This is a genomic window from Luteibacter sp. UNCMF331Sha3.1 (assembly GCF_900109915.1).
In the GTDB taxonomy this organism is placed as follows: Bacteria; Pseudomonadota; Gammaproteobacteria; order Xanthomonadales; family Rhodanobacteraceae; genus Luteibacter.
Map to the genome: position 1 here is coordinate 378,200 of NZ_FOBU01000001.1, position 25,899 is coordinate 404,098.

At 65.8% G+C, this 25,899-nt stretch carries 14 protein-coding genes and 1 tRNA gene; 7 read left to right on the forward strand and 8 right to left on the reverse strand.

Annotated features, from left to right (window positions below; translation table 11 throughout):
• Positions 1–8 precede the first annotated feature (8 nt).
• The gene (locus tag BMX32_RS01580) at positions 9–1,226 is read right to left on the reverse strand and encodes an MFS transporter (RefSeq protein WP_089974068.1); all 1,218 of its coding nucleotides are present in this window, start codon (positions 1,224–1,226) and stop codon (positions 9–11) included.
• 107 nt (positions 1,227–1,333) lie between these two features.
• On the opposite strand from BMX32_RS01580, the gene BMX32_RS01585 reads away from it, so the two are divergent.
• Entirely contained in the window at positions 1,334–2,227 is an 894-nt protein-coding gene (locus tag BMX32_RS01585; protein ID WP_089974069.1) for a LysR family transcriptional regulator, read from the forward strand.
• On the opposite strand, the gene BMX32_RS01590 is transcribed toward BMX32_RS01585, so the two are convergent.
• The 3 genes from BMX32_RS01590 to BMX32_RS01600 form a co-directional block, all read right to left on the reverse strand.
• The gene (locus BMX32_RS01590; protein ID WP_089974070.1) at positions 2,224–3,159 is read right to left on the reverse strand and encodes a 5'-nucleotidase; all 936 of its coding nucleotides are present in this window, start codon (positions 3,157–3,159) and stop codon (positions 2,224–2,226) included. The genes BMX32_RS01585 and BMX32_RS01590 overlap by 4 nt on opposite strands.
• A 174-nt stretch (positions 3,160–3,333) precedes the next feature.
• On the reverse strand, positions 3,334–4,092 hold the full coding sequence (locus BMX32_RS01595; RefSeq protein WP_089974071.1) for an NAD kinase: 759 nt from the start codon (positions 4,090–4,092) through the stop codon (positions 3,334–3,336).
• 117 nt (positions 4,093–4,209) lie between these two features.
• The gene (locus BMX32_RS01600) at positions 4,210–9,129 is read right to left on the reverse strand and encodes an NAD-glutamate dehydrogenase (protein ID WP_089976807.1); all 4,920 of its coding nucleotides are present in this window, start codon (positions 9,127–9,129) and stop codon (positions 4,210–4,212) included.
• 272 nt (positions 9,130–9,401) lie between these two features.
• On the opposite strand from BMX32_RS01600, the gene BMX32_RS01605 reads away from it, so the two are divergent.
• From BMX32_RS01605 to BMX32_RS01615, 3 genes are read left to right on the forward strand one after another with little or no spacing between them, the layout of a single operon-like run.
• Positions 9,402–10,058 (forward strand): TetR/AcrR family transcriptional regulator, encoded by a 657-nt coding sequence (locus BMX32_RS01605; protein ID WP_089974072.1) that lies wholly within the window; start codon positions 9,402–9,404, stop codon positions 10,056–10,058.
• Positions 10,055–11,281, forward strand: a complete 1,227-nt coding sequence (locus BMX32_RS01610; protein WP_089974073.1) for an efflux RND transporter periplasmic adaptor subunit — start codon at positions 10,055–10,057, stop codon at positions 11,279–11,281. The genes BMX32_RS01605 and BMX32_RS01610 overlap by 4 nt, the downstream gene beginning before the upstream one ends.
• A 12-nt stretch (positions 11,282–11,293) precedes the next feature.
• Positions 11,294–14,623 (forward strand): efflux RND transporter permease subunit, encoded by a 3,330-nt coding sequence (locus BMX32_RS01615; RefSeq protein ID WP_089974074.1) that lies wholly within the window; start codon positions 11,294–11,296, stop codon positions 14,621–14,623.
• A 113-nt stretch (positions 14,624–14,736) separates the two neighbouring features.
• On the opposite strand, the gene BMX32_RS01620 is transcribed toward BMX32_RS01615, so the two are convergent.
• Positions 14,737–15,897: an acyl-CoA dehydrogenase family protein gene (locus BMX32_RS01620; RefSeq protein ID WP_089974075.1), complete on the reverse strand. Its 1,161-nt coding sequence runs from the start codon at positions 15,895–15,897 to the stop codon at positions 14,737–14,739.
• 167 nt (positions 15,898–16,064) lie between these two features.
• Here BMX32_RS01620 and BMX32_RS01625 point away from each other — a divergent pair, with 167 nt between their 5' ends.
• From BMX32_RS01625 to metH, 3 genes are read left to right on the forward strand one after another with little or no spacing between them, the layout of a single operon-like run.
• Positions 16,065–16,991 (forward strand): ArsR/SmtB family transcription factor, encoded by a 927-nt coding sequence (locus BMX32_RS01625; RefSeq protein ID WP_089974076.1) that lies wholly within the window; start codon positions 16,065–16,067, stop codon positions 16,989–16,991.
• Positions 16,992–17,002: 11 nt separating this feature from the next.
• On the forward strand, positions 17,003–18,085 hold the full coding sequence (locus BMX32_RS01630) for a homocysteine S-methyltransferase family protein (protein WP_089974077.1): 1,083 nt from the start codon (positions 17,003–17,005) through the stop codon (positions 18,083–18,085).
• Entirely contained in the window at positions 18,082–20,781 is a 2,700-nt protein-coding gene (gene metH / locus BMX32_RS01635; protein ID WP_089974078.1) for a methionine synthase, read from the forward strand. Before BMX32_RS01630 ends, metH begins: the two co-directional genes overlap by 4 nt.
• Before the next feature lie 131 nt (positions 20,782–20,912).
• Here the strand turns inward: metH and BMX32_RS01640 are convergent, their stop codons facing one another.
• The 3 genes from BMX32_RS01640 to BMX32_RS01650 form a co-directional block, all read right to left on the reverse strand.
• Positions 20,913–21,242 carry a lipid-A-disaccharide synthase N-terminal domain-containing protein gene (locus BMX32_RS01640; RefSeq protein WP_089974079.1) on the reverse strand — a complete coding sequence of 110 codons (330 nt, stop codon included), beginning with the start codon at positions 21,240–21,242 and terminating at the stop codon, positions 20,913–20,915.
• Between the two features lie 520 nt (positions 21,243–21,762).
• A tRNA-Val gene (locus BMX32_RS01645) sits at positions 21,763–21,837 on the reverse strand.
• Positions 21,838–21,890: 53 nt separating this feature from the next.
• Positions 21,891–25,886, reverse strand: a complete 3,996-nt coding sequence (locus BMX32_RS01650; RefSeq protein WP_089974080.1) for a pilus assembly protein — start codon at positions 25,884–25,886, stop codon at positions 21,891–21,893.
• Positions 25,887–25,899 lie beyond the last annotated feature (13 nt).

Genomic DNA, 25,899 nt, shown 5'->3' on the forward strand with positions numbered 1-25,899 from the left:
TCGGCGGCTCACGATGCCTTGAGCGAGGCCGCCGCGGCGCGCGGCGCGCCGATGCGGTGGATGACGGCGGCGAGCACGCCGAGCGAGATGCCGAAACCCACGATGCCGCTCCAGCCGTAGTGCGTCATCAGCCAGCCGCTGATGGTGACGCCGACCGCGCCGCCCAGGAACGTGGCAGTCATGTACAGGCTGTTGATGCGACCCTGCGCCGTGGGATCGACGGCGAACGCGCGGGTCTGGTTCGACACCAGCCCCGATTGCACGCCGATGTCGAGCACGATCACGCCGGTCACCAGCAGCGCCAGCGACGATCCGCCACCGGACAGCACGAGGAACGCGAGGGTGACGATACCGATGCTCGCGCCGATCACGCGCCGCGTGCCAAGGCGATCGGAAGCGCGTCCACCGAGCGTGGCCGCGAGCGCGCCTGCCGCCCCGATGATGCCGAAGCCCCCGGCCCACGCGCTGCCGAGATGCCACGGGCCGTTCGCCAGCAGCGCGGCGAGGTTCACCCAGAATGCGTTGAAGCACGCCCACAGCAGCGCCTGCACGATCATGGACTGACGGATTGCCCGGTGGTCGCGCATCAGCGGCCACAGCGAGGCGAGCAACCGGCCGTACGAGAGGTTCGTGCTGGGCACGCCCTTCGGCAGCAGCCATGCTCCGGCGATCCCGACCGGCACCATGAAGGCGGCCTCCACGCCGTAGACCGCGCGCCAGCCCCAGGCATCACCGACCACGCCGCTGATCGTGCGACCCAGCAGGATCCCGACCATGATGCCGCTCACGACCGTGCCCACAGAGCGCCCGCGCTCGCTGGGTCGCGACATCACGGCTGCGAACGGCACGAGCTGCTGCGGCACGCAGCTGACGACGCCCAGACCGAACGACGCGGCGATGAGCGCCCCGATGCCGGGGGCGAACGCCGCCGCCAGCGCGAACACGAACGCGGCGACGATCTGCCCCAGCACGAGCTTGCGCCGGTCGAAGCGGTCGCCGAGCGGGAGCAGGAAGGCCAACCCGCCCGAGAAACCCAGCAGCGCGACGCCCGCGACCATGTCGACCGTGGTCAGGCCCACGCCGAACCCCGCCGCGATCAGCGGCAGGATCGGCTGCGTGCAATAGAGGCAGGTGATCACCGCACCCGCGATGATCGCCATCATCAGGATCTTCGCGCGCGATGCGACCTCGGGCACGGGCGGGTGGGACGGTTGGGCGCCTGTCATGGCGGGATCCTCGGAGGCTTCGGACAGGTCGCCAACCTAGGGGCTTGAAGTGAGGAAGAGAATTACCCACGATTGGGAATCATCCTTCCATTTTTTGGGAGAATCCCGTGAACCGACTCGAAGCCATGGCGATCCTCGTCGCGGTCGTCGATGCCGGCAGCCTGTCCGGCGCCGCGCGGCGACTCGGCATGCCGCTGGCGACGGTGAGCCGCAAGGTCGGCGAACTGGAGTCGCACCTGCACACCCGCCTGCTTCATCGCACGACCCGACAACTGTCCCTGACCGAGGCGGGCAGCTCGTACGTGGCGTTCTGCCGGCGGGTGCTGGAAGAAATCGACGAGGCCGAACGCGCGGCCACCGGCGAATACGCCTCGCCCAAGGGCGAACTGGTGGTGACCGCGCCGGTCGTGTTCGGACGACTCCACGTGGTGCCCGCGGTGGCGGAGTTCCTGGCCCACTATCCCGAGATCGACGTCAGCCTGATGCTCACCGATCGCGTCGTGCACCTCATGGACGAGAACACGGACGTGGCCGTGCGCGTGGGCGCGTTGCCCGACAGCGCGCTGGTGGCGGCAGGCGTCGGCACGGTGCGTCGCGTGGTGTGCGCAAGCCCGGGTTACCTGTCCGCCCACGGGGTGCCGTCGACGCCACGCGACCTGGCGTCGCACGAATGCATCACGTTCGAGGTGCTCGCCTCCACGCGGGCATGGGTGTTCGCCACGGACGGTGCGGAGATTTCGGTGCCGGTGCGTTCGCGGCTGGCCGTCAACACGGCGGAGGCGGCCATCGCCGCCGCGCTGCTGGGCGTCGGCGTCATCCGGGTGCTTTCCTACCAGGTGGCCGACGCACTGCGCGACGGCACGCTGCGCGTTGTGCTCGAAGACTACGAAGCCGCGCCGCTACCGATCAGCCTCGTGCACAAGGGACAGGCGCCGCTGCCATTGAAGGTGCGCGCCTTCCTCGATTTCGTGGCGCCGCGCCTGCGCGAGCGATTCGCCTAGCGGTTGCTGAAACCGTGCGGCACGTGGCCCGTCGCGACGTGGCGACGCGCGGATTCCACGTTCTTCGGGGAATCGTCGAAGAAGATGTCCGCACCGAACGCGTCGAGAAAGGGCCCCTTGTCGCGGCCGCCGAGGAACAACGCCTCGTCGATACGGACGCCCCAGCGGCGCAGCGTGAGGATGACGCGTTTGTGCGCCGGTGCGGAGCGCGCGGTGACGAGCGCGGTGCGGATCGGCGACGTCTCGGCCGGAAACGCGGCCTGCAGGCGGTGCAGCGCCGCGAGGAATCCGCGGAACGGCCCGCCGGACAGCGGCTCCGCCCAGCGCTGGCTCTCGTTCGCGTGGAACGCGTCGAGTCCCTGCTCCTGCGAGACGCGTTCGCCCTCGTCGCCGAAGATCACGGCGTCGCCGTCGAACGCGATGCGCAGCTGCTCGCTGGATCGTTGTGGCGCGGTGGACGGCAGGATCGTCGCCGCCGCGACACCGGCACGCAGCGCGCGACCCACGTCTTCCGCGTTGGCCGAGAGGAAAAGGTCGGCCTTGAACGGCGCGATGTAATCGGACGTCGGCGCGCCGCTGGTGAAGGCGGCGCGGGAGATGTTGAGACCGTAGTGCTGGATCGCGTTGAAGATACGCAGGCCCGTGTCGCCCGAATTGCGCGAGAGCAGGATCACCTCGACCGGCGGCAGGTCGCCGGAGAGCGCGTTCAGGCCGAGCAGTTTCTGCACGAGCGGAAACGCCACGCCCGGCTGTAGCAGCTCGTCCTCGTGATCGATCTGGAACGCGCGATAGGCGTCGAGCCCGTCGCGCTCGAAGAGCTCGTGGCTGTCGCCCATGTCGAACAGCGCACGCGACGAAATGGCCACCACGAGGCGATTGTCGCGGACGGAGGCATCGTCGTGGGCGTTGCTGGCGTCGTAGGGAGCGGTCATGCGGTCATCGTAATCCACCGGCACGGATCGCGCACCGAGGCGAATGCCATCGCCAGCAGGCTGGCTCCCACCAGAGCAGCCCTGTCAGGAGCCAGGCTGCTGGCGACCTGGTGGGAGTCAGCCTGCTTGCGACCTGGTGGGAGCCAGCCTGCTGGCGAACCGGCGGCAGCCGGCCTACGGAGCGAACTGCTCGTCGAGAATGCGCTGCTGCAGGTTGTGTTCCGGATCGAACAGCAACCGCACGGCATGCCGGCGCGACTGCTTCACCTCGACCGACCGCACGTCGCGCACCTCGTGAAAATCCGCCGTGGCGCTGATGGGCCGCTTGTTCGGGTCCTTGGTCTCGAACCCGACGCGCGTGGCGTGCGGGAGGATCGCCCCGCGCCAGCGACGCGGGCGGAACGGGCTGATCGGCGTGAGCGCCAGCACGTTCGCGTCGAGCGGGAGGATGGGCCCATGAGCCGACAGGTTGTACGCGGTGGAACCTGCCGGCGTCGACACGAGGATGCCGTCGCAGACGAGCTCGTCGAGTTTCATCTCGCCGTTGAGGCTAACCCTGAGGTGCGCGGCCTGATTGCTCTGCCGGAGCATCGCGACTTCGTTGAAGGCCAGCGCGCGGTGTTCCACGCCGTCGCAGCAGACGGAATGCATCTCGAGCGGGTGCAGCACGGCCGGATGCGCCTTCTCGACTCGTTCGGGGAGGTGATCCATCTCGTGCTGGTTCATGAGGAAACCGAGCCTGCCGAGCTTCATGCCGTAGAACGGCACGCCAAGCGTGCGATGCGCGTGCAGCGTGCGCAGCATGAAGCCGTCGCCACCCAGCGAGACGATGATATCGGCATCGCCCGGCTCCACGCCGTGGTAACGCTTGTTGAGCGCCGTGCGGGCGCGTTGGGCGACTTCGGTTTCGCTGGCGACGAAGGCTAGGCGCATGGGCGGGGGCATCCTGATCCAGCGGGCAGCTTAGTGCCTGAAAGGCGATCACGGATAGTAGCGAGCACGTCGCGAGGGTGAGAGCCAGCCTGCTGGCTCCCACCCTCGCGATCCGGATTACACCGGGATCTGCGCCAGCTGCGCCAGCCGGCGGACCGCGACCGAGGCGATCGGGTAGTCCGCGTTCTGGGTCAGGATCTCCGCCAGCATCGCACGGGTGTACTTCAGCGTCGGATCGTCGCGCTCCAGCCATGCCTGCACCGGGCTGACGTCCGTGCGGTCACCCGCGACGGCGAGCACCTGCAGGGCCAGGGCGCGGTGCTGGGCATTGAGCTCGTCCAGCAGCGACCCGCGCGCCTGCGCGTGCCATGCGCCCTCGACCTGCAGGGCCTCGATCTGGCCACGGAGCCAGTCGAGATCCAGCGCCTCGGCCAGTTCGTAGAACACCGTGGCGACCGTGGCGATGTCGCGGCCGCTCTGGCGCGAGACCTCCACCATGTCGAGCGCGGAGCGCAGCACCGGCACGCGGGCGAGGCGAACCGCCAGCGCGTTCGGCACGCCGAGCCCTTCCCACTTCTCCTGGCTCGCGGCGAAGTCGCCACGACCGGTGTTGGTGAGCGCATCCGGCAACGCCTTGCGCAGCGCGGCGACGTCGCTCGCATAGCGATCGACGTTGGCGGCGATGTCCAGCGAACCGCCCGGCCGATTGAGCAGCCAGCGCGTGAGGTGGCGCAGCAGCGACCAGATCTGCAGCACCGCGTCGATCTGCGTGTCTTCGGCGATCTTGCCGTCGAGTGCCTCGATCTCCGCCCACAGGTCGCGCGCATCGAGGATCTCGCGTGCCGCGGTATACGCCTTGGCGATCGACGCCGGGCCGTGGCCCGTGTCTTCCTGCATGCGCATCATGAACGTGGCGCCCATGCGGTTGATCGTCGAATTGGTGACCGCGGTGGCGATGATCTCGCGCTTCAGGCGATGGCGCTGCATGTGCTCGGCGTACTTCTCGTGCAGCGGCACGGGGAAGTAACGCACCAGCTCGCGCGACAGGTACGGATCTTCCGGCACGTCGGAGTCCAGCAGCTGCTGGAAGAGCCGGATCTTGTCGTACGACAGCAGCACCGACAGCTCGGGACGCGTCATGCCCTGGCCGCGCAGCTTGCGCTCCGTCAGCTCCGCGGACGTCGGCAGCGATTCTACCTGGCGGTCGAGCAGGCCTTCCGCCTCGAGCGTGCTGATGAAGTGCGCCATCGAACCCAGGCGGCGCACCGACTGGTGTTCCATGACCGTAATGGCCTGGTTCTGCCGGTAGTTGTCCCACAGCACCAGGCGACCGACTTCGTCGGTCATCTCGGCCAGCTGCTTGTTGCGGCCCTCGAACGACAGCTCGCCTCGCTGCACGGCGTCGTTCAGCAGGATCTTGATGTTCACCTCGTGATCGGAGGTGTCCACGCCGGCGGAGTTGTCGATGAAGTCGGTGTTGAGCAGCACGCCCGCCTGCGCGGCTTCGATGCGGCCCTTCTGGGTCATGCCCAGGTTGCCGCCCTCGCCCACCACCTTGCAGCGCAGTTCGTTGCCGTTGACGCGCAGCGCGTTGTTGGCGCGATCGCCGACGTCGGCATGCGTTTCGCTCGTGGCCTTCACGTAGGTGCCGATGCCGCCGTTCCAGAGCAGGTCCACCGGCGCCTTGAGGATCGCCGAGAGCAGATCGGACGGCGCCATGTGCGTGACTTCGGCGCGGATGCCGAGCACGGCACGCACCTGCGCCGAGACCGGCACCGACTTGGCGCTACGCGGGTAGACGCCGCCACCGGCGGAGATCAGCGACTTGTCGTAGTCGTCCCACGACGAACGCGGCAGCGCGAACATGCGCTCGCGCTCCCTGAACGACGCGGCCGCGTCCGGGTTGGGGTCGAGGAAGATGTGGCGATGGTCGAACGCGGCCAGCAGGCGGATGTGCTCGGAAAGAAGCATGCCGTTGCCGAACACGTCGCCGGACATGTCGCCGACGCCGACGACGGTGAAGTCTTCGGTCTGGCTGTCGCGACCCAGTGCACGGAAGTGGCGCTTGACCGACTCCCAGGCACCCTTGGCCGTGATGCCCATGCCCTTGTGGTCGTAACCGTTCGAGCCGCCCGACGCGAACGCGTCGTCGAGCCAGAAGCCATGCTCCGTCGAGATCGCGTTGGCGATATCGGAGAACGTGGCCGTGCCCTTGTCGGCGGCCACCACCAGGTACGGGTCGTCGTTGTCGTGGCGAACGACGTCATGCGGCGGCACCACGGCACCCTCGACGAGGTTGTCGGTGATGTCGAGCAGGCCGTTGATGAACATTCGGTAGCACGCGATGCCCTCGGCCAGCTGCGCGTCGCGATCGGCACCCGCGGGCGGGCGCTTCACGAAGAAGCCGCCCTTTGAACCGACCGGCACGATGACGGTGTTCTTCACCATCTGCGCCTTCACGAGGCCCAGCACTTCCGTGCGGAAGTCCTCGCGGCGGTCGGACCAGCGCAGGCCGCCACGCGCCACCGGGCCGAAGCGCAGGTGGATGCCTTCCACGCGCGGCGCATACACGAAGATCTCGCGGTACGGCACCGGCTTGGCGAGGTCGGGCACCTTGTGCGAGTCGAACTTGAAGCTGATGTAGGAGCGGTACGCGCCGTCCCAGGCCTGGAAGAAGCTCGTGCGCAGCGTGGCATGCACCAGCGCGATGAAGCTGCGCAGGATGCGGTCCTCATCGAGGCTCGACACGTTGTCGAGCAGCGCCTCGATGGCCTCTTCGACGGCCTTGGCCTGCTCTGCGCGCGTGTTGCCGAGCGACGCGACGAGATTGCCGATCAGGCCCGGATGCGCGGCCAGCGTATCGGCGTCCATGAGTGTATGCATCTCGTGCGAAAGCATGCTTTCGGCACGCTCGCGCTCGGCACCGTCGAGGCTCTCGCGGCGCGGGTCGAAGCGCGCGTTGAACAGCTCGATAATGAGGCCGGCGATCGCGGGGTAGCGATTGAGGGCATCTTCCATGTACGCCTGCGAGAACGCCACACCGGTCTGCAGCAGGTACTTGCAATAGCTGCGCAGCACGGCCACCTGGCGCCAGCCGAGCTTGGCACCGAGCACGAGGCGGTTGAAGCCGTCGTTCTCGGCGTTGCCGCGCCAGATCTGCTCGAAGGCGTCTTCGAAGATCGTGCCGACCTGCTCCACCTCGAACGCGAGGCGGCCCACCGGTTGCACTTCGAAGTCCTGGATGAACAGCGGACCGTCCGCCAGTTTCACTTCGTACATGTGCTCGGTGAGCACGCGCAGGCCGAGGTTCTCCAGCTGCGGCAGCACTTCGGAGAGCGCGATGTCCGAACCGGAACGATAGACCTTGAAACGCAGTTCTTCCGGCCGGTGCGGCGGGTGGTAGAACGACATGCTGATGGCGTCCGGGCCGTCGAGGCCCGCGAGCGCGCGCACGTCGGCCGCGGCGACCTGCGGCGCGACCTCGTCGACGTAGCCGGCCGGCAGCGACTTGCCGTAGCGGTTGGCGAGGATGATGCCCTGCTGCTCGCCCGCGCTCTCGATGAGGCGGTCGCGGAGCTCGTCGTACCAGTTGCGTGCGATCGAGGCGATCTGGGCTTCCATCGACGTGGCGTCGTACACCGGGTGGTCGCCGATGCGCGGGCGCACCACCACGTGCAGGCGAACCAGTGCGGCCTCGCCCATCAGCACGGCCGAATCGACGTGCTCGCCGTGGAAGGCTTCGCGGAGCACACCTTCGACGCGCTCGCGGACGGCGGTATTGAAGCGGTCGCGCGGAATGTAGACCAGGCACGAGAAGAAACGGCCGTAGCTGTCGCGACGGATGAAAAGGCGCGTGCGCGTACGCTGCGCGAGTTCGAGCAGACCCATCGACAGCGCGAACAGTTCATCCGTGCTGCACTGGAACAGCTCGTCGCGCGGGAGCGTATCGAGGATGTGGCGCAACGCCTTGCCCGAGTGCGAGTCGCGCTTCAGGCCCGAGCGGGCCATCACGGCCTCGCACTTGTCGCGCACGAGCGGCACGTGCTGCGGATGCGCCATGTACGCGTTGGACGAGAACAGGCCGAGGAAGCGCTGTTCGGCGACCGGACGTCCCTTGTCGTCGAAACGCAGCACGCCGACGTAGTCCATGTAGCCCGGGCGGTGGATCGGCGAGCGGGCGTTGGTCTTGGTCAGGATGATGGCGTCGGTGGACCCCGAACGCGGCAGCTCGCTGGCGACCAGCGTGCGCAGCGAACGCGGGGCCAGCGAACGCTCGGCGGCGCGCAGGATGCCGAGGCCGGAGCCTTCGACCGTCTTCAGCACTTCGTCGCCCGCATCGGCGGCGACTTCGTATTCGCGATACCCCATGAACGTGAAGTGGTCGTCGGCCACCCAGCGGAGGAATTCGGTGGCTTCACGCACTTCTTCCGCCGTATAGGGCAGCGAACGCTTGCCGAGGTCGTCGGCCACTTCGATCATCTTGCCACGCATGGCGCGCCAGTCGACCACGGCCTCGCGCACATCGGCCAGCGCGGTCTCCACGTGGGCCTTCAGCGCGTCGAGCTCGGTGTCGTCGATGCGATCGATCTCGAATCGCATGATGGATTCGGTCGTCGCACCCGATCCGATCGATTCCAGCACCCCAGCCGCCGAACGCACCACAGGCACCACGGGATGGATGATCGCGTGGATCTCCGCGTGGGCCGCCGCGACCATGGACACGCTGTCCACGAGGAACGGCATGTCGTCGGTGACGACCTCGACGACCGCGCGGGTGCCCGAGACCCCCGGGTTGTAAACACGCACCTTCGCTTTGCCGGGGCTGCGCTCGCGGGCGAAGGCCAGCAGGTCGGCGATCAGGGCCGCCCAGCGCGCGGGCGCGTGCAGCGCGTAGTCCGCCGGGGCGATGCGCTCGAAGAAGGCCTCGATAAAAAAGCGCGCCTCGTTCAGGCGCTCCGCGGGGTAGTCGATCTTTTTCAGTTCATCGAAGACAACGGCGTGGAACGGGCCGTTTTCGGCAGCGCGAATCGCATTCATGGGCGGATTATCGATGTTGGGGAAGGTCGGGAAATCCGTGAAAGCATAGCTCCCACGCATGGCATGTAGCCACACCGCGCGCGCGTCGTCGTTGCCGTATTTTCACTGCGTTGCGGCATCCGGCGATGCAAAGAGTCGGCGACGAGACACGACGTGGGCATCCGCATGGTCGTGTGCAACGCAACAATTCGCGTGCGAATGCATGCGATGCCCGTTGACGTCGCTCCGGGGGAGATTCTAAACTGGACGGTATAGTCCAGCAGGTATATCCCGTGGCGAACCTGGATGCCCGACCCGCGTCAGACCACCAGCAGCGGGTGCTCCAGGCGGCTTGCGCGCTGTTCCTGCGCGACGGGTACCGCGTCAGCATGGGCGCCGTGGCGCGCGAGGCGGGCGTGTCCAAGCAAACGGTCTACGCGCACTTCGATAATAAGGACAACCTGTTCCACGCCGCTGTCGAACAACTGGTCTTACCGCTCCACGCCAGCCTCGCCCCCGCAAGCCCCGGCCTGGCCTCGATGCTCCATGCGCTTGCCCAGGCGCACCACACCTACGTGATGGACCACGCGCACGTGGCCCTGGGTCGCATGTTGATCGCCGAGGCGCCGCGCTTTCCGGCCGCGGCGAGGACGTTTTTCCGGACCGCGATCGATACGGTCGCGACCCGGTTGTCCCGCTGCATGGCGGAGGCCATGGAACAGGGCCGGATGCGCCCGGAGGATCCGGACGTCGCCGCGGAACTGTTCCTGTCCATGCTGCATGGGCTCGAGGGGGATCGAAGGCTCTTCGGAATGCGCGGTCGGGGTCAGAAGGCACAGGACGAATGGGCCCGACACGCGGTAACAGTATTTATGCACGCCTACGACATCCTTCCCGATGCCGCGGCGCGAACGAACAAGAAACCCGGAAAAGGATCGGAGTCCCCATGAATCCCCTGCCCTTGCGCTCGACCCTGCTGGCCGTCGGCCTCGCCGCGGCGCTCGCCGCCTGCCACAAGCAGGAGGCACCGCAGCAGCCGCCTCCGCCGGAAGTCGGCACGATCACCGTCCAGCCGCAGAACGCGCCGCTGGTGCAGGACCAGGTCGGGCGCGTCTCCGCGTTCCGCACCGCGGACGTCCGGGCCCGTGTGCCCGGCATCCTGCTGCATCGCCTCTACGACGAAGGCACCGACGTCAAGGCGGGCCAGAAGCTGTTCCAGATCGACCCGCAGCCCCTCAAGGCCGAACTCGACGCCCAACTCGCGCAGCTGGCCTCGTCGCGTGCCTCCGCGGTCAATGCCAAGGCGCAGGCCGACCGCGCGCGCGGTCTGATCGGCAAGAACTACGTGTCCCGGCAGGACCTCGACACGGCCGAGGCCAACGAGCGCACGGCGAACGCCGCCGTGAAGCAGGCCGAGGCCAACGTGCAGTCCGCGCGCATCAACCTGGGCTTCACCGACGTGGTCTCGCCGATCGACGGCCGCGCCGGCCAACAGCAGGTCACCGAGGGTGCCCTGGTCGGCCAGAACGAAACCACGCTGCTGACCCAGGTCGACCAGCTCGACAAGGTCTACGTGAACTTCAGCGTCTCGGTCGCCGACCTCGACGCGATGCGCCGCGCCGCCGCGGCCGGTGCGGCGACGCTGTCGCCGACCGACAAGACGACGGTACGCATCATGCTGCCGGACGGTTCGGACTTCGGCGAGGCCGGCACGCTCGACTTCTCGTCGGCCACGGTGAACCCGCAGACGGGCACCGTGAGTCTGCGCGCCCTCCTGAACAACCCCGACCAGCGTCTGCTGCCGGGCCAGTTCGTGACGGTGAAGGCCACGCTCGGCGACCTGCACAACGTGTACCTGGTGCCCCAGGCCGCGGTGCTGCGCGACGCCAACGACGCCTACGTGATGGTCGTCGGCGAGGGCCACGCCAAGGATCCGCAGACGGGTCAGGACAAGACGGTTCCCTCGGCCGCCATCCATCGCTCGGTGAAGACGGACCGCATCGTCGGTCCGAACTGGATCGTCACCGGCGGCCTCAAGCCGGGCGACCAGATCATCGTCCAGGGCCTGCCCAAGGCGAAGGAAAACGCCCCGGTCAAGGCATCGCCCGCGCAGACCGCTCCGGCCGGCGCGTCGACCGCCGCCGGCGCACCCCACGCCGCGGCCGGGCAGTAAGGGAGTTTCGTCATGCCGAGTTTCTTCATCGACCGCCCCATCTTCGCGTGGGTCGTGGCGATCCTGATCAGCCTGTGCGGCACGATCTCCCTGCTCAACATGGGTATCGAGTCGTATCCGAACATCGCCCCGCCGCAGGTCGTCGTCACGGCGACCTACCCGGGCGCGAGCGCGGACACGACCGAAAAGACCGTGACGCAGGTCATCGAGCAGCAGCTGACCGGTATCGACCACCTGCTGTACTTCAGCTCCGCCTCGAGCTCCAGCGGCACGGCCACCGTCACGCTGACCTTCGAGACCGGTACCGACCCCGACATCGCGCAGGTCCAGGTGCAGAACAAGGTGTCGCTCGCGACGCCCCGCCTACCCTCGGAAGTGACGCAGCAGGGCGTCGTGGTGGCCAAGTCCAACCCCGACTTCCTGATGTTCGTGGCACTGACCTCGTCGAACCCGACCATCGACGGCAACCGCCTGACCGATATCGTGTCGTCGCAGGTGCTCGACCAGATCGCCCGTATCCCGGGCGTCGGCAGCACGCGCCAGCTCGGTTCGGAATACGGCATGCGCGTCTGGCTGAACCCGGACAAGCTGCGCGGTTACGGCCTTTCGGCCACCGATCTGCGTAACGCGCTCAGCACGCAGAACGTCCAGTTCGCCGCCGGCTCGATCGGTACGGATCCGGCCGTCGACGGCCAGGGCTTCAGCGCGACCGTGTCGGCCGAAGGCCGCTTCACCACCGCCGAGGAATTCTCGGACATCATCCTGCGCGCGAACAACGACGGTACCGTCGTTCGCCTGAAGGATGTCGCGCGCGTGGAGCTCGGTCCGCAGACCTACGGCTTCAACGCCCAGTGGAACGGCACCCCCACGGGCTCGTTCGGTGTGCAGCTGCTGCCCGGCGCGAACGCGCTGGACGTGGCGAACGCCGTGCGCGCCAAGATGGCCGAGCTCGCGAGGAGCTTCCCGGACGGCGTGACCTGGTTCGCCCCGTACGACACGACGAAGTTCGTGACGATCTCGATCGAGGAAGTGGTGCATACCCTGGTCGAGGCCATCATCCTCGTCTTCCTCGTGATGCTGCTGTTCCTGCAGAACTTCCGCGCCACGATCATCCCTACTCTCGTCATCCCGGTCGCGCTGCTCGGCACGTTCCTCGGCCTGTCGCCGCTGGGCTTCACCGTCAACCAGCTGACCCTGTTCGGCATGGTGCTCGCCATCGGTATCGTGGTCGACGACGCGATCGTGGTGATCGAGAACGTCGAACGCATCATGTCCGAGGAAGGACTGTCGCCGAAGGAAGCCACACGCAAGGCGATGGGCCAGATCACCGGCGCCGTCATCGCGATCACCGTGGTGCTGGCGGCGGTGTTCGTGCCGTCCGCGCTGCAGCCGGGTGCGTCGGGCATCATCTACAAGCAGTTCGCGCTGACGATCGCGGTGTCGATGGGCTTCTCGGCCTTCCTCGCGCTTTCGTTCACGCCGGCGCTGTGCGCGACGATCCTCAAGCCGACGCACGACCACAAGAAGAACATCGTCTACCGCAAGTTCAACCAGGTGTTCGACTGGGTGCAGGGCACCTATTCGGGTCACATCGGTAGCGCCGTGCGTCACGCTCCGCGCTGGATGGTCGTGTTCGTCCTGATCGCGATCGTGATGGGCTTCCTGTTCGTCCGCCTGCCCACCAGCTTCGTTCCCGAGGAGGACCAGGGTTACGCGCTGGCGATCGTGCAGCTGCCGCCGGGTTCGAGCATCGCCCGTACCGAGAAGGTGATGACCGACATGCGGTCGATCATCCTCAAGGATCCGTCGGTCGAGGGGGTGTTCCAGATCTCCGGCTTCAGCTTCGTCGGCTCCGGCGAAAACGTCGGCATGAACTTCATCCGCCTGAAGGACTGGGACCAGCGCGACCTCACGGCCACGCAGATCATCCAGCAGATGAACGGCAAGATGCAGGCCGTGCGCGATGCCACGATCTTCGTGGTGAACCTGCCGACGATCCGCGGCCTGTCGCAGTTCGGCGGTATCGACATGTACCTGCAGGCCCGCGCCGGACAGTCGCGCGCGGAGTTGCAGCAGGCGCGCAACGTCCTGCTGGGCGCCGCGGCGCAGAACAAGGCGCTGGTCGGCATCCGTCCGAACACGCTGGAAGACGCGCCGCTGCTGCAGCTGCAGGTCGACCGCACGCAGGCGCAGTCGATGGGCCTGTCGGTCAGCGACATCTACACCGCGATCCAGCTGACGCTCGCGCCGGTGTACATCAACGACTTCCAGTACGGCGGCCGCGTCAAGCGCGTCTTGCTGCAGGCCGACGCGCCCTACCGCATGGGCACCGACGCCTTCGAGCATATCTTCACCCCGAGCAGCCTCGCCTCCTCGTCGTCGTCCTCGGCGACCTCGACGGGCGGCACGGTGGCCAGCGCCTCGACGGGGCTGGACGCGGCGATGATCCCGTTGTCGACGGTGGTCAGCTCGAAGTGGACGATGGCCGCACCGACGCTCAACCGTTACAACGGCTACTCCGCGGTGGAAATCGTGGGTAACGAAGCGCCGGGTTACTCCACCGGCCAGGCCATGGGCATCGTCGAAGGTATCGTGAACGACAAGCTGCCGAAGGGCTTCGGCTACGACTGGACCGGCCAGTCGTACCAGGAAATCCTCTCGGGCAACTCGTCCACGCTGCTGCTGGCCCTGTCGGTGGTGATCGTGTTCCTCTGCCTCTCCGCGCTCTACGAGAGCTGGTCGATCCCGGTCTCCGTGCTGCTCGTGGTGCCGCTCGGCATCCTCGGTACCGTCGTGTTCTCGATGCTCCGTGGCCTGCCGAACGACATCTACTTCAAGATCGGCATGATCACCGTCATCGGTCTGGCCGCGAAGAACGCGATCCTGATCGTCGAGTTCGCGGTGGAGCAGCAGCAGGAAGGCAAGACGTTGCGCGAAGGCATCATCGAGGCCTCGCGACTCCGACTGCGCCCCATCCTGATGACCTCGCTGGCCTTCATCCTCGGCGTGTTCCCGCTCGCGATCTCGACCGGCGCGGGTGCGAACTCCCGCCATGCGATCGGCACGGGCGTCATCGGCGGCATGCTCTTCGCCACGTTCCTCGGCCTGCTGCTGATCCCGGTGTTCTACGTCAGCGTCCGCCGCCTGCTGGGCGACAAGCTGGACGAGGTGTCGACGAAGATGCCGCACATCGGCCACGACCCGCACGATCCGGATGGCCACGGCCCGTCGGACGGTCCGTCGGGTGGCAATCCGCAGACCAATCTCGGTCCGCACGCCCCGAACGTCGGCGATCTCAGCGCCTTCGATTCGGACCCGCGACGCGGGACGGATCGACCGTGACGAAAAAAGCCCGGCATCCGCCGGGCTTTTTTTTATGAGACGGCTCGGGTCCGCAGGTAGTGACTGAAAAAAACCCCGCCGGAGCGGGGTCGTGTTTCAGGAGGTGAAACGACTCAGCGCAGCCCCGTCTCCGCACGCGCGATGACGAGACGCTGGATCTCGCTCGTGCCTTCGTAGATCTCGGTGATCTTGGCGTCGCGGAAGTAACGCTCCAGCGGCATTTCCTTCGAGTAGCCCATGCCGCCATGGATCTGCACGGCCTGGTGCGTGATCCACATCGCGGCTTCGGACGCCACGAGCTTCGCCATCGACGCCTCGGTACCGAAGCGGCCGCCGGTCTTCTCGACCTGACCCTTCGTCCATGCCGCGCGCAGCGTCAGCAGCAGCGCCGCGTCGAGCTTGCACTTCATGTCGGCGATCTTGGACTGCGTCATCTGGAACGTGCCGATCGGGTGGCCGAAGGCCTTGCGGTCGCGCGACCACTGCAGCGTCGCCTCGTAGGCGGCGCGCGCGATGCCCACGGCCTGCGACGCGATGCCGATGCGGCCGGCGTCGAGCACGCCCATGGCGATGCTGAAGCCCTTGCCTTCTTCGCCCAGCATGTCTTCCTTCGGGCAGACGTAATCGTGGAATTCGATCTCGCACGTCGCCGAGGCGCGGATGCCGAGCTTCGGCTCCGTCTTGCCGGCAAGGAAGCCGTCGCGCTTCGTATCGATGATGAAGGCCGACACGCCGCGGGCACCGATGCCCGGCGTCGTCACGGCGAACAGCACGATGTAGCGCGCCACGGGGCCGGAGGTGATCCAGCTCTTCTTGCCGTTGATGACCCAGTCACCGTTCGCGTTCTTCACGGCGCGGGTGTGCATGTTCGACGCGTCGGATCCCGACTGCGGCTCGGTGAGCGCATAGGCGCCGATGGCCTCGCCCGACGCGATGGCACGGACGTATTTCTGCTTCTGCTCCTCGGACCCGTTCTTCAGGATGCCGTTGCAGAACAGTGAATTGTTCACCGACATGATCGTGGACGTGGCCGCGTCGGCGGCGGCGATCTCGACCATGGCCAGCACGTAGGCGACGGGATCCATGCCCGCACCGCCGTACTCTTCCGGCACTTCGATGCCCATCAGGCCCAGCTGGCCCATTTCCTGGATATTCTCCAGGGGGAACTCGCCGCGCGCGTCGAATTCGGCGGCCACGGGCGCGATGCGCTTCTGTGCGAAATCGCGGGCGATGGACTGGATCGACAGCTGGTCGTCGGTAAAGCGGAAATCCATGGGGTGTACCTCGAGCCGCCATGTGGCCGGCTGGTCTGTGGGAAACGAGCCCGCCATTCTAACGGTCGTTCGACGACATGCCTCCGTGCACTGCAACATGACGTCTTGACGCCCGGCAGCGCTGCCCGCATCCTATGTATCTCTATATCGCGATATAAGGATGTTGGATGGATCTCTCCACGGCCTCCACGGTGCTCCGGCTCCTGGCCGATCCAACCCGTGTCCGCCTGCTCGCGCTCCTCGATCGCGAGGAACTGACCGTGGCCGAACTGGCGGCCGTGCTGCACCTGGCGCAGCCTCGCGTGTCGACCCATCTCGCGAAACTGAAAGAAGCCGAGCTCGTGCGCGACCGGCGCGCCGGCGTGTCCGCCTATTATCGCGCCAACGCCGAGGCCGATCCGACGCTGGCGGCGCTCGTCGCCTCGCTGCGCGACACGCTGAGCGACGCGCTGCTGCGCGAAGACGCGGAACGCCTGCCCGCGGTGCTGGCCCAGCGCGCCCGTGCCGAAGGCTGGGCCGACACGGTCGCCGGCGACATGGAGCGCCATTACTCGCCCGGCCGCACCTGGGAGACGCTGGCCCGCTCGTTGTTGCAGCTGCTCGCCACCGGCGACGTGCTGGACATCGCGTCGGGCGACGGCGTGACGGCGGAACTGCTGGCGCCGCACGCGCACTCGATGGTCTGCGTCGACAGTTCGGAGCGCGTCGTCGAGGCCGCGCGCCAGCGGCTTTCCGGTCTGGCCAACGTCGACGTGCGCACGGGCGACATGCACGCGCTGGACCTGCGCGACGGGCAGTTCGACCTTGTACTCCTGCTGCACGCCCTCACCTATTCCGACCGTCCGCAACAGGTGTTCAACGAGGTCGCCCGCGTGCTCAAGCCCGGCGGCCGGGTGCTCGCGTCGACGCTCGGCGAGCACGACCACCGCGCTGTCGTCGAACCCTTCGATCACCGCAACCTCGGCTTCACCTGCGACGGTCTGACCGCGCTGGCCCGCAACGCCGGGCTCGAAGTGGTCAGCTGCGAGCGCCTGAGCCGCGAGCGTCGCGCTCCCCATTTCGAGGTCGTCAGCCTCCTTGCACGCAAGCCTTGAGGAAAGCAGACATGAGCACCCTTCCCTGGCTCCACCCCGACCGCGTCGCCCTGATCGAAAAGGGCCTCGCCGAACGCATCATGATCCTCGACGGCGGCATGGGCACCATGCTGCAAGGGCATCGGCTGGACGAATCCGGCTATCGCGGCGAGCGCTTCGCCGGCGGCCGCGACAGCACGCACGATCATGGCCACGACCATCCCGGCGAGTGCGATCTCAAGGGCAACAACGACCTGCTGCTGCTGACGCAACCCGACATCATCCGCGGCGTGCACGAGGCCTACCTCGAAGCCGGCGCGGATTTCGTGGAAACGAACACGTTCAACGCCACGCGCGTCAGCCAGGCCGACTACCACCTCGAGCACCTCGTGCCCGAGCTGAATCGCGAGGGGGCGCGCATCGCCCGCGCGGCGTGCGACGCCATGACGGCACGCACGCCCGACCGCCCGCGCTTCGTCATCGGGGTGCTGGGACCCACCAGCCGCACGGCGTCCATCTCGCCGGACGTGAACGACCCGGGTTTCCGCAACGTGTCATTCGAAGAGCTCAAGACCAACTACGTGGAGGCGGCACGCGCGCTGATCGAAGGCGGCGCGGATACGATCATGGTCGAGACCATCTTCGACACGCTGAACGCCAAGGCCGCGCTGTTCGCGCTGAGCGAGCTGTTCGACGAGCTCGGCGCGCGCGTGCCCGTGATGATCTCGGGCACGATCACCGACCGTTCCGGGCGCACCCTGTCGGGGCAGACCGCCGAGGCCTTCTTCTACTCCGTCGAGCACATTCGCCCGCTTTCCGTGGGACTGAACTGCGCGCTCGGGGCCGAAGACCTCCGCCCGCACGTGCAGATGCTCTCGCGCATCGCCGGCGCGGCGGTCAGCACGCACCCGAACGCCGGCCTGCCGAACGCCTTCGGCGAATACGACGAAACGCCGGACGCGATGGCGGCGACCATCGCGAGCTTCGCCGCCGATGGCCTCATCAACATCGTCGGTGGCTGTTGCGGCACCACGCCCGCCCACATCGCGGCCATCGCCGCCGCCGTGGCGCCCTACGCGCCGCGCGTGCCCAAGGACAACGCGCAAGCCGCATGAGCATCCGATATACACGCCTGTCAGGCCTCGAACCGCTGGTCATCACGCCCGACCTGAACTTCATCAACGTCGGCGAGCGCACGAACGTCACCGGTTCGGCGCAGTTCCGCAAGCTGATCAAGGAGGGTCGCTACGAGGAAGCGGTGGACGTCGCGCGCCAGCAGGTGGAGAACGGCGCGCAGATCATCGACATCAACATGGACGAGGGCCTGATCGATTCCGAGGCGGCCATGACCCGCTTCGTCAATCTGATCTCGTCCGAGCCCGACATCGCACGCGTGCCGATCATGGTCGACTCCTCCAAATGGAGCGTGATCGAAGCCGGCCTGCGCTGCATGCAGGGCAAGGGCATCGTCAACTCGATCTCGATGAAGGAAGGCGAAGCCGCGTTCCTCGAGCATGCCCGCAAGGTGCGCCAGTACGGCGCGGCCGTGGTGGTGATGGCGTTCGACGAGGTCGGCCAGGCCGACACGAAGGAACGCAAGGTCGAGATCTGTTCGCGCGCGTTCGAGCTGCTCGTGGGCGAACTCGACTTCCCGCCCGAAGACATCATCTTCGACCCCAACGTGTTCGCCATCGCGACGGGCATCGAGGAACACAACAACTACGCGGTGGACTTCATCGAAGCCACGCGCGAACTAAAGAAGCGCTTCCCCTCGTCGCACATCTCGGGCGGCGTCTCCAACGTGTCGTTCTCGTTCCGCGGCAACAACCCGGTGCGCGAGGCGATCCATTCCGTGTTCCTGTACCACGCGATCGCCGCGGGCATGGACATGGGTATCGTCAACGCCGGCGCCCTGTCGATCTACGACGACCTGCCGGAAGAGCTGCGCGAGCGCGTGGAAGACGTGGTGCTCAATCGCCGCGAGGACGCCACCGAACGCCTGCTGGAGATCGCCGATCGCTACAAGGGCGGCAAGGGCGAAGTCGCGGTCGAGTCGGCCGCATGGCGCGAGAAGCCGGTCATCGAGCGCCTGAGCCACGCCCTCGTGCATGGCATCGACCAGTTCGTGGTCGAGGACACCGAAGAGCTGCGCGTCGCCTCGCGGCGTCCGCTCGACGTGATCGAGGGGCCGCTGATGGCCGGCATGAACGTGGTCGGCGATCTGTTCGGCGCAGGCAAGATGTTCCTGCCGCAAGTGGTGAAATCCGCCCGCGTGATGAAGAAGGCCGTGGCGCACCTCATTCCCTTCATCGAGGAAGAGAAGCTGCGCTCTGGCGACGCGGGCAAGAACAACGGCAAGATCGTGCTGGCGACCGTCAAGGGCGACGTGCACGACATCGGCAAGAACATCGTCGGCGTGGTGCTCCAGTGCAACAACTTCGAGGTGATCGACCTCGGCGTCATGGTGCCGACGCAGAAGATCCTCGACGTGGCCCGTGCCGAGAATGCCGACATCATCGGCCTGTCCGGCCTGATCACCCCCTCGCTCGAGGAGATGAGCCAGGTCGCGCGCGAGATGCAGCGACAGAACTTCCAGGTGCCGCTGATGATCGGCGGCGCCACGACGTCGCGCGCGCATACGGCGCTGCGCATCGAGCCGCACTACAAGTCGCCCACGGTGTGGGTCAAGGACGCCTCGCGCGCGGTCGGGGTGGCGCAGTCGCTGGTCAGCAAGGACCTCGTCGACGAGTTCATGGACAAGGTGCGCTCGGAATACGCCGAAGTGCGCGAGCGCCACAAGAGCCGCGGCACGGGCAAGCAGCTGGTGTCGCTCGGCAAGGCGCGCGCGCAGCGCTTCCAGGGCGACTGGGCGGCATACACGCCGCCCGTACCGCGCACGCCCGGCATCACCGTCTTCGACGACTACGACCTTTCCGAGCTGCGCCGCTACATCGACTGGTCGCCCTTCTTCAACGCATGGGAGCTCGCTGGACGCTTCCCGGCGATCCTCACCGACGAGGTCGTGGGCACCCAGGCATCCGAGCTGTATCGCGACGCGCAGGCCATGCTCGACACCCTGATCGCCGAGAAGTGGCTCACCGCACGAGGGGTCATCGGCTTCTGGCCGGCGGCGCAGGTCGGTGACGACATCGAGGTCTACGACGAGCCCGGCACCGGCAAGCGCAAGCCGCTGGCGACGCTGCGCCACCTGCGCCAGCAGGTCGACAAGCCCATCGAGCGTCCGGACTTCTGCCTCGCCGACTTCGTCGCCCCGCGCGACAGCGGCGTCGCGGACTGGATCGGTGGCTTCGCCGTCACCGCGGGGGTGGGGATCGATGCGCACGTGGCGCGGTTCGAAGCCGTGCACGACGACTACTCGTCGATCCTGCTCAAGGCCTTGGCCGACCGCCTCGCGGAAGCCTTCGCCGAGCGCATGCACGAGCGCGTCCGCAAGGAATTCTGGGGCTACGAGCCCGACGAATCGCTGGATAACGACGCCCTGATCGCCGAGACCTATCGCGGCATCCGCCCGGCACCCGGATATCCGGCCTGCCCGGAACATTCCGAGAAGCGGACCCTGTTCGACCTGCTGAACGCGACCGAGCACACGTCCATCGAGCTCACCGACAGCTTCGCGATGTATCCCACCGCGGCCGTGTCGGGCTGGTATTTCTCGCACCCCGACAGCCAGTACTTCGTCGTCGGCCGCCTCACCCGCGAGCAGATCGACGATTACGCGAAGCGCAAGGGCTGGGACCGCACCGAAGCCGAACGCTGGCTGGCGCCGTATCTGGACTACGACCCGGATTGAGTCGGGAGCCAGCCTGCTGGCGATGGATACTTGCTACCGGTCCCATGCCCCGCCGACCGGCACTCACCCGATGCGTTCGCGGGGAGCGCGCTGGCTAGCGGATGGGTGCTTCCGGGGCGAGTGGCCGAAGCTCAGTCCTCCGCCCCACCCGGCTTGACCGTCTCCTGCCTGTCCCTGTGCTTCAGGTGCGCGAACACGTTGTAGAAAGACACCAGCATCGGAAAGGCCGTCTGGATGATGCCGACCGAGTCGTTCTTGCCCCAGATGAAATAGGCCAGCGTCAGCACGCTGCCGCTGACGGACAGGTACCAGAACGACATCGGCACGGTGACCTTCTTGTTCTTCTTCGTGGCGTAGAACTGGACGAACCAGCGCGCCGTGAAGAGCAAGGTGCCGAGGAGACCGATGATCTTCCACGGGGTCAGGGTCAGGAGATGGAGGTCGGCGAGGGCTTCGTGCATGGCGGTATCCGGGAAAGCGTCCGGTGCATTCTAGGCGACCCGCCTTGCCGATGCCTTACCGGGCTCGTCATACCGACGCACGCCGGCATCCAAGACGACCACCTGCACCGATGCGATGTCGCCTGCCACGCACTGGGGACGGCCCAGGCAACCGTCATACCGGCGCACGCCGGTATCCACGGCGACCACGTGCACCGATGCGATGTCGCCTGCCACACACTGGGACGGCCCAGGCCACCGTCATACCGGCGCACGCCGGTATCCACGGCGACCACCTGCACCGATGCGACGTCGCCTGCCACGCACTGGGGACGTGGGTACCGGCGTACGCCGGTACGACGGTGGGGTAGGCAAAAAAAACCCGGCACGTGGCCGGGTTTTTAAGGATTCGATGGTGGGCGATACAAGGATCGAACTTGTGACACCTGCCGTGTGACGGTTCGCTGCTACGCCGGGCCGGCCAGCTCTGGTCCGACAGAAAAGAAAAACCCGGCACTTGGCCGGGTTTTTAAGGATTCGATGGTGGGCGGTACAAGGATCGAACTTGTGACACCTGCCGTGTGAAGGCAGTGCTCTACCGCTGAGCTAACCGCCCATCGAGCGGGGCATGATAACGGCCGGGGCGCCGTGGGTCAACGCCCCTGGCCATCAATCGAGTATCTCGCGCCAGTTCGTGCGCTGGAGCAACGATGGGTTGCCCGGCTGCACCATGTTCGCCGTCTGTGGGCTTTGACCGGTCTGACCATAGAGCAGCACGAACTTTCCGTTATCGGGCAACTGGACCATCTGCAAGTTGGTGATGGCGCTGTTCGTGGTCAGGAAGGGAACGGACGCACCTCCCGAAGTCAGCAGGTTGCTCTGCCCCGAACCATAGGCCGCCGAATAGATCGCCCCGTTGAGCGCACACGGGTCGGCGGTCGGGATCAACGTGCCCCAGTTGATCGAGAAAATACCCGCAACCGCGTCGGGGTCGACCACGATACGTTCGGTCGCGCCGCCCGTACCAGGCGCCGTGCCCGTGAGGTCGTAGTACCAACCGTAATCGGAATCCTGGATGTTCAGATTGTCGATCAGATTATTGACGCGAAGGTTCGCGCGCACGATCGGTGTCGATATCGCGTTAGGCGCCAAGCCGGTGCCATCGCGAAGCGCGTACATCGTCTGCTTCTGCGTGTCCGTGAGATCGCTGCTGTCGAGGAATTTTCCTGTACCGACGAAGACCCAGCGCCGCGTGCCCGTACCAGTGGAATCGTAGTCCAATTCAATACGCGGCGCGGTGGTAATCGGCTGCCCCTTGCCCTTTGCATCCTTGAGTGTCGCCAGGAGCACAGGCGCTTGATAATCACCCGTGCCGGAAAGATCGAAACGCCAGACGTTACCCTGAAGATCGCCGACGTACACCTGCTCCACCGTGTTGTCCGACACGTCCTTGATGTAGCCGGACGGACGTGACAGACCGATCGGATTGGCAGTGCTGCCAGACGGCGTTGCGATTTTCTCCAGCAGCTTGCCCGTCTTGACGTTGATCACGTAAAGGTAGCCCTTGCCGTCGGCGTTGTTGTAGCCCGATGTCGCGATCACCACCCATCCGTACTTGCGCGTCTTCGTGATCAGCGGCCGCGCAAAACTGTACCCCATCGTCGAATCGGTGAATTCCCAGAGCGATTTCGAAGCAACCGCAGCTTCGGCCAGACCTTCCGTGACGGCGTTCGTAGTGGGCGCGGCTGGTACCGAAGTGATATCCAGTCCGTAGAAGCCCTTCCCGCCCTTGCCCAGGCCACCGACCAGCACCGTATGCCAGTCTTTCGTAGACGGCTTCGTACCCGCTGTTCCTTCCGTATTGACCGTCCAGTCGAAATCGACATCGGCTGCCTGCGGGGTCTGATCCACGTAAAAGTGGTGCTCGTATCCGTTAGTCGTCGCCCCGTTGAGATTTGCGAGCGCGGCGATACCGTCGACCTTAGGTGTGTTGTTGGGACCGGCGAAGACGAGGTTCGGCACATAGGCCCACAACTCGGCGCCCCCACCGCCAAGCGGGTTCGACGGCGTGGAGAAGTCCGCCTGAAACGCATGCACCATGCCGTCGTTCGCGCCGACGTAGACCACCGGCGTGCGATTCTTCTGTGCTGTGATGAACGCACTGTAGCCAGGGTTGTTCGAGTCGTTATACGAGGTCGACAACGCTCCCTGCACAAGCGTTGCCTGCGAGTTGACGATATCCCCCAGGAGATGAGCCCGGATATGGAAGCTAGAACCTTCCCTGGAGCGATCGCCACGCAGGAAATTCAGCACGGTCACGTCATTCGACAGGTAGCCCTGCTGCGCTGAGCTGAGCAAGAGCCACTGGAACCGAGTGCCACCGCTGTTCCCACGAGTGAACACCCTGCGATTGTCACGCCAGCCCATTACGAGACCCGACGTATCTGTATAAGCGCCGAGCTGATCCAGCCTTGTCTGCGCACTCCAGGTATTGGCGCCAGGTGCCGTCGCGACATCCTCGCCGACGGCGGCCGCTGCTACCGTGCCAGTAACTTCACCGCTCCAGCTACCCGGGAAATAGGTCACCGTATAAATGGGAAAACCGCTCGCCGGCGAATTGTAGGGAGAGCTGTTCGCCACAACGTTGGACAGTACGCGGGTGGGTGAAACGCTGGGGCCAGACGCACTGAGCTGCGTCGACGTGGAGACGTTCGAGAAGATGCTCCCCAGGCCCGCGACGATGAGATCGGGGCGGTTGCCGACGAAATAATTGTCCGGACGAAGGTTGACACCAGTGGAGGTATTCGTATGCCACGTCAGGAAAGAAGACGGCTTGCCGTCGTTCTTCGTGTCCGCGAAGCCGCCGTACTTGGCGGCAAGCCAATACTGATTCGGGCCTTTGCTACCGTTGTTATCGACGCTATAGATATCCTGCCCGCTGGCGCCAGAGAATGCCCCAGGCTCCATCACGTCCACGACATACGTGTCGACCGTCTGCTTCCCCGTCAGGTCGCTGCGAATGTCGTTGGTGTGGGCGAAATAGGCGAGGCCCGCAATGAAATACGTCGAAAGCTGGCCGCTGTTGACATAGCTCAAGCCAACTTCGCTACTACCGATCTTGGCTTCGAAGGTCTTGGACGCACCGCCCGGCGCGTCCGACTCGACCATGGGAAGCTTGCCGAGCGCCGTCGTGTACTTCGCGGCATCGACCCCATTGACGACGGCACTGGGCGACTGCAACTGACAGTAATTATTGGATCCAGTCGGGCCCTTCGAGCTCGGCACACGTTGGTCGCAATGCGTATGCGAGTCACCGATGACAAGAATCGCGTTCGCTGCGCACTTGTATTGCATCGGGTCGTTTGAATCCGTGGCGTTCGCCGCCGTTCCCTTGAACACAGGAAACGCCTTATCCAGGCTATTGCCGCCATTCAGACCGTTGGTGTAATCCGCGCTCAGGGGCGCACGCATGAAATAGGCGAGCGCAGACCAGTACAATTCGCTGATGGTGTCGTATGTCTCGTAACCGTTGGTACCAAACTTGTTCAGATAGTTGATGACGCCGCTCTGCGTGTAAGCGGTGCCGTCCGGCCCTTTGGCTAGCGCGGAGTCGCCACTCGCAGGGTTCGCGATGAACGTACCGTCTACGGCACTCCACTCCTTGTTCGTATTGTCCTGACGAGCGCCATTACCGTTGTATGTCGTCGGACCGTTATCGCGCAGCAACGCACGAACGACACCATTCGGCCTTGCCGAACCATCAGTATTGGCATACGCAGCGGCACCGACTCGGATCCGCGTGTAATTTTGCTGAATAAGCCCTTCCGGCTTGTAGTTCTGGCCGTACGCCGTGCAGTTGTCTTCGACAGCGCTCTTCTCGCAGACTGAAACCTGTGCATTAAGCTCCAGACGGACGTTGGTGACTTTATTTACCGCACCTGTCGATGCAAACGACGGGTTGTTGGACACCCAGAACTTGGTGCCGAGCGCATAAGAGCGCAAATACACGACGCTCCATTTTGACGCATCGTCGCCAACCGTGTCCGAGGGTTTTGCGTTGTACGCGCTGCCGATAACCTTGTTCGGAAAATTTCCTTCGTTGCTCTGGCTGTTCAGATTTGACCTAACAAGCACGGTCGTAGTGGCGGTATCTACGCTGCGGTTGCCGCCGGTCAGCGTCTTGCGGAATTCGTCGAGCGCCGTCATCGTCGCCCAATTGAGCATGTTGCCGCTCCAGTCGCCGTTGCAACTAAGATCGGAACTTGCGAGCGTCTTGCTTGGCGTGAAGTAGCCGGAACTGGAATATTTGTAGCACTTCAGCGGGTCGAAGTAGCCCAGATAGTTCATCTTCGGGAAGTAGCAATCGCCGAACGACTGGTTTTTTCCGTCGTTGTCCTTGATCGTTTCCTTGCCGTTGCACGAATACGACGTAGTCCCCGTCACCAGTGCCACACCCGCGTTATCCGTGTACGCCGCCACGGTGCCGGTGGGAAACTCCACTGACAGCGCAAGCATGAGGTTGGCGGGCACGTTGGATGCGCTGTAGAGCGGCAGATTCGAAAGCGTGGTGTCCGCGGCGTGTCCCGTTGGCGATGTGAACCCCGCGGCGAGTACGAAGCCCGCGAGAGCGAGGATGCGATGGGCGACCTGACGATAGGCGTTCATGCGTGTGTCCCGG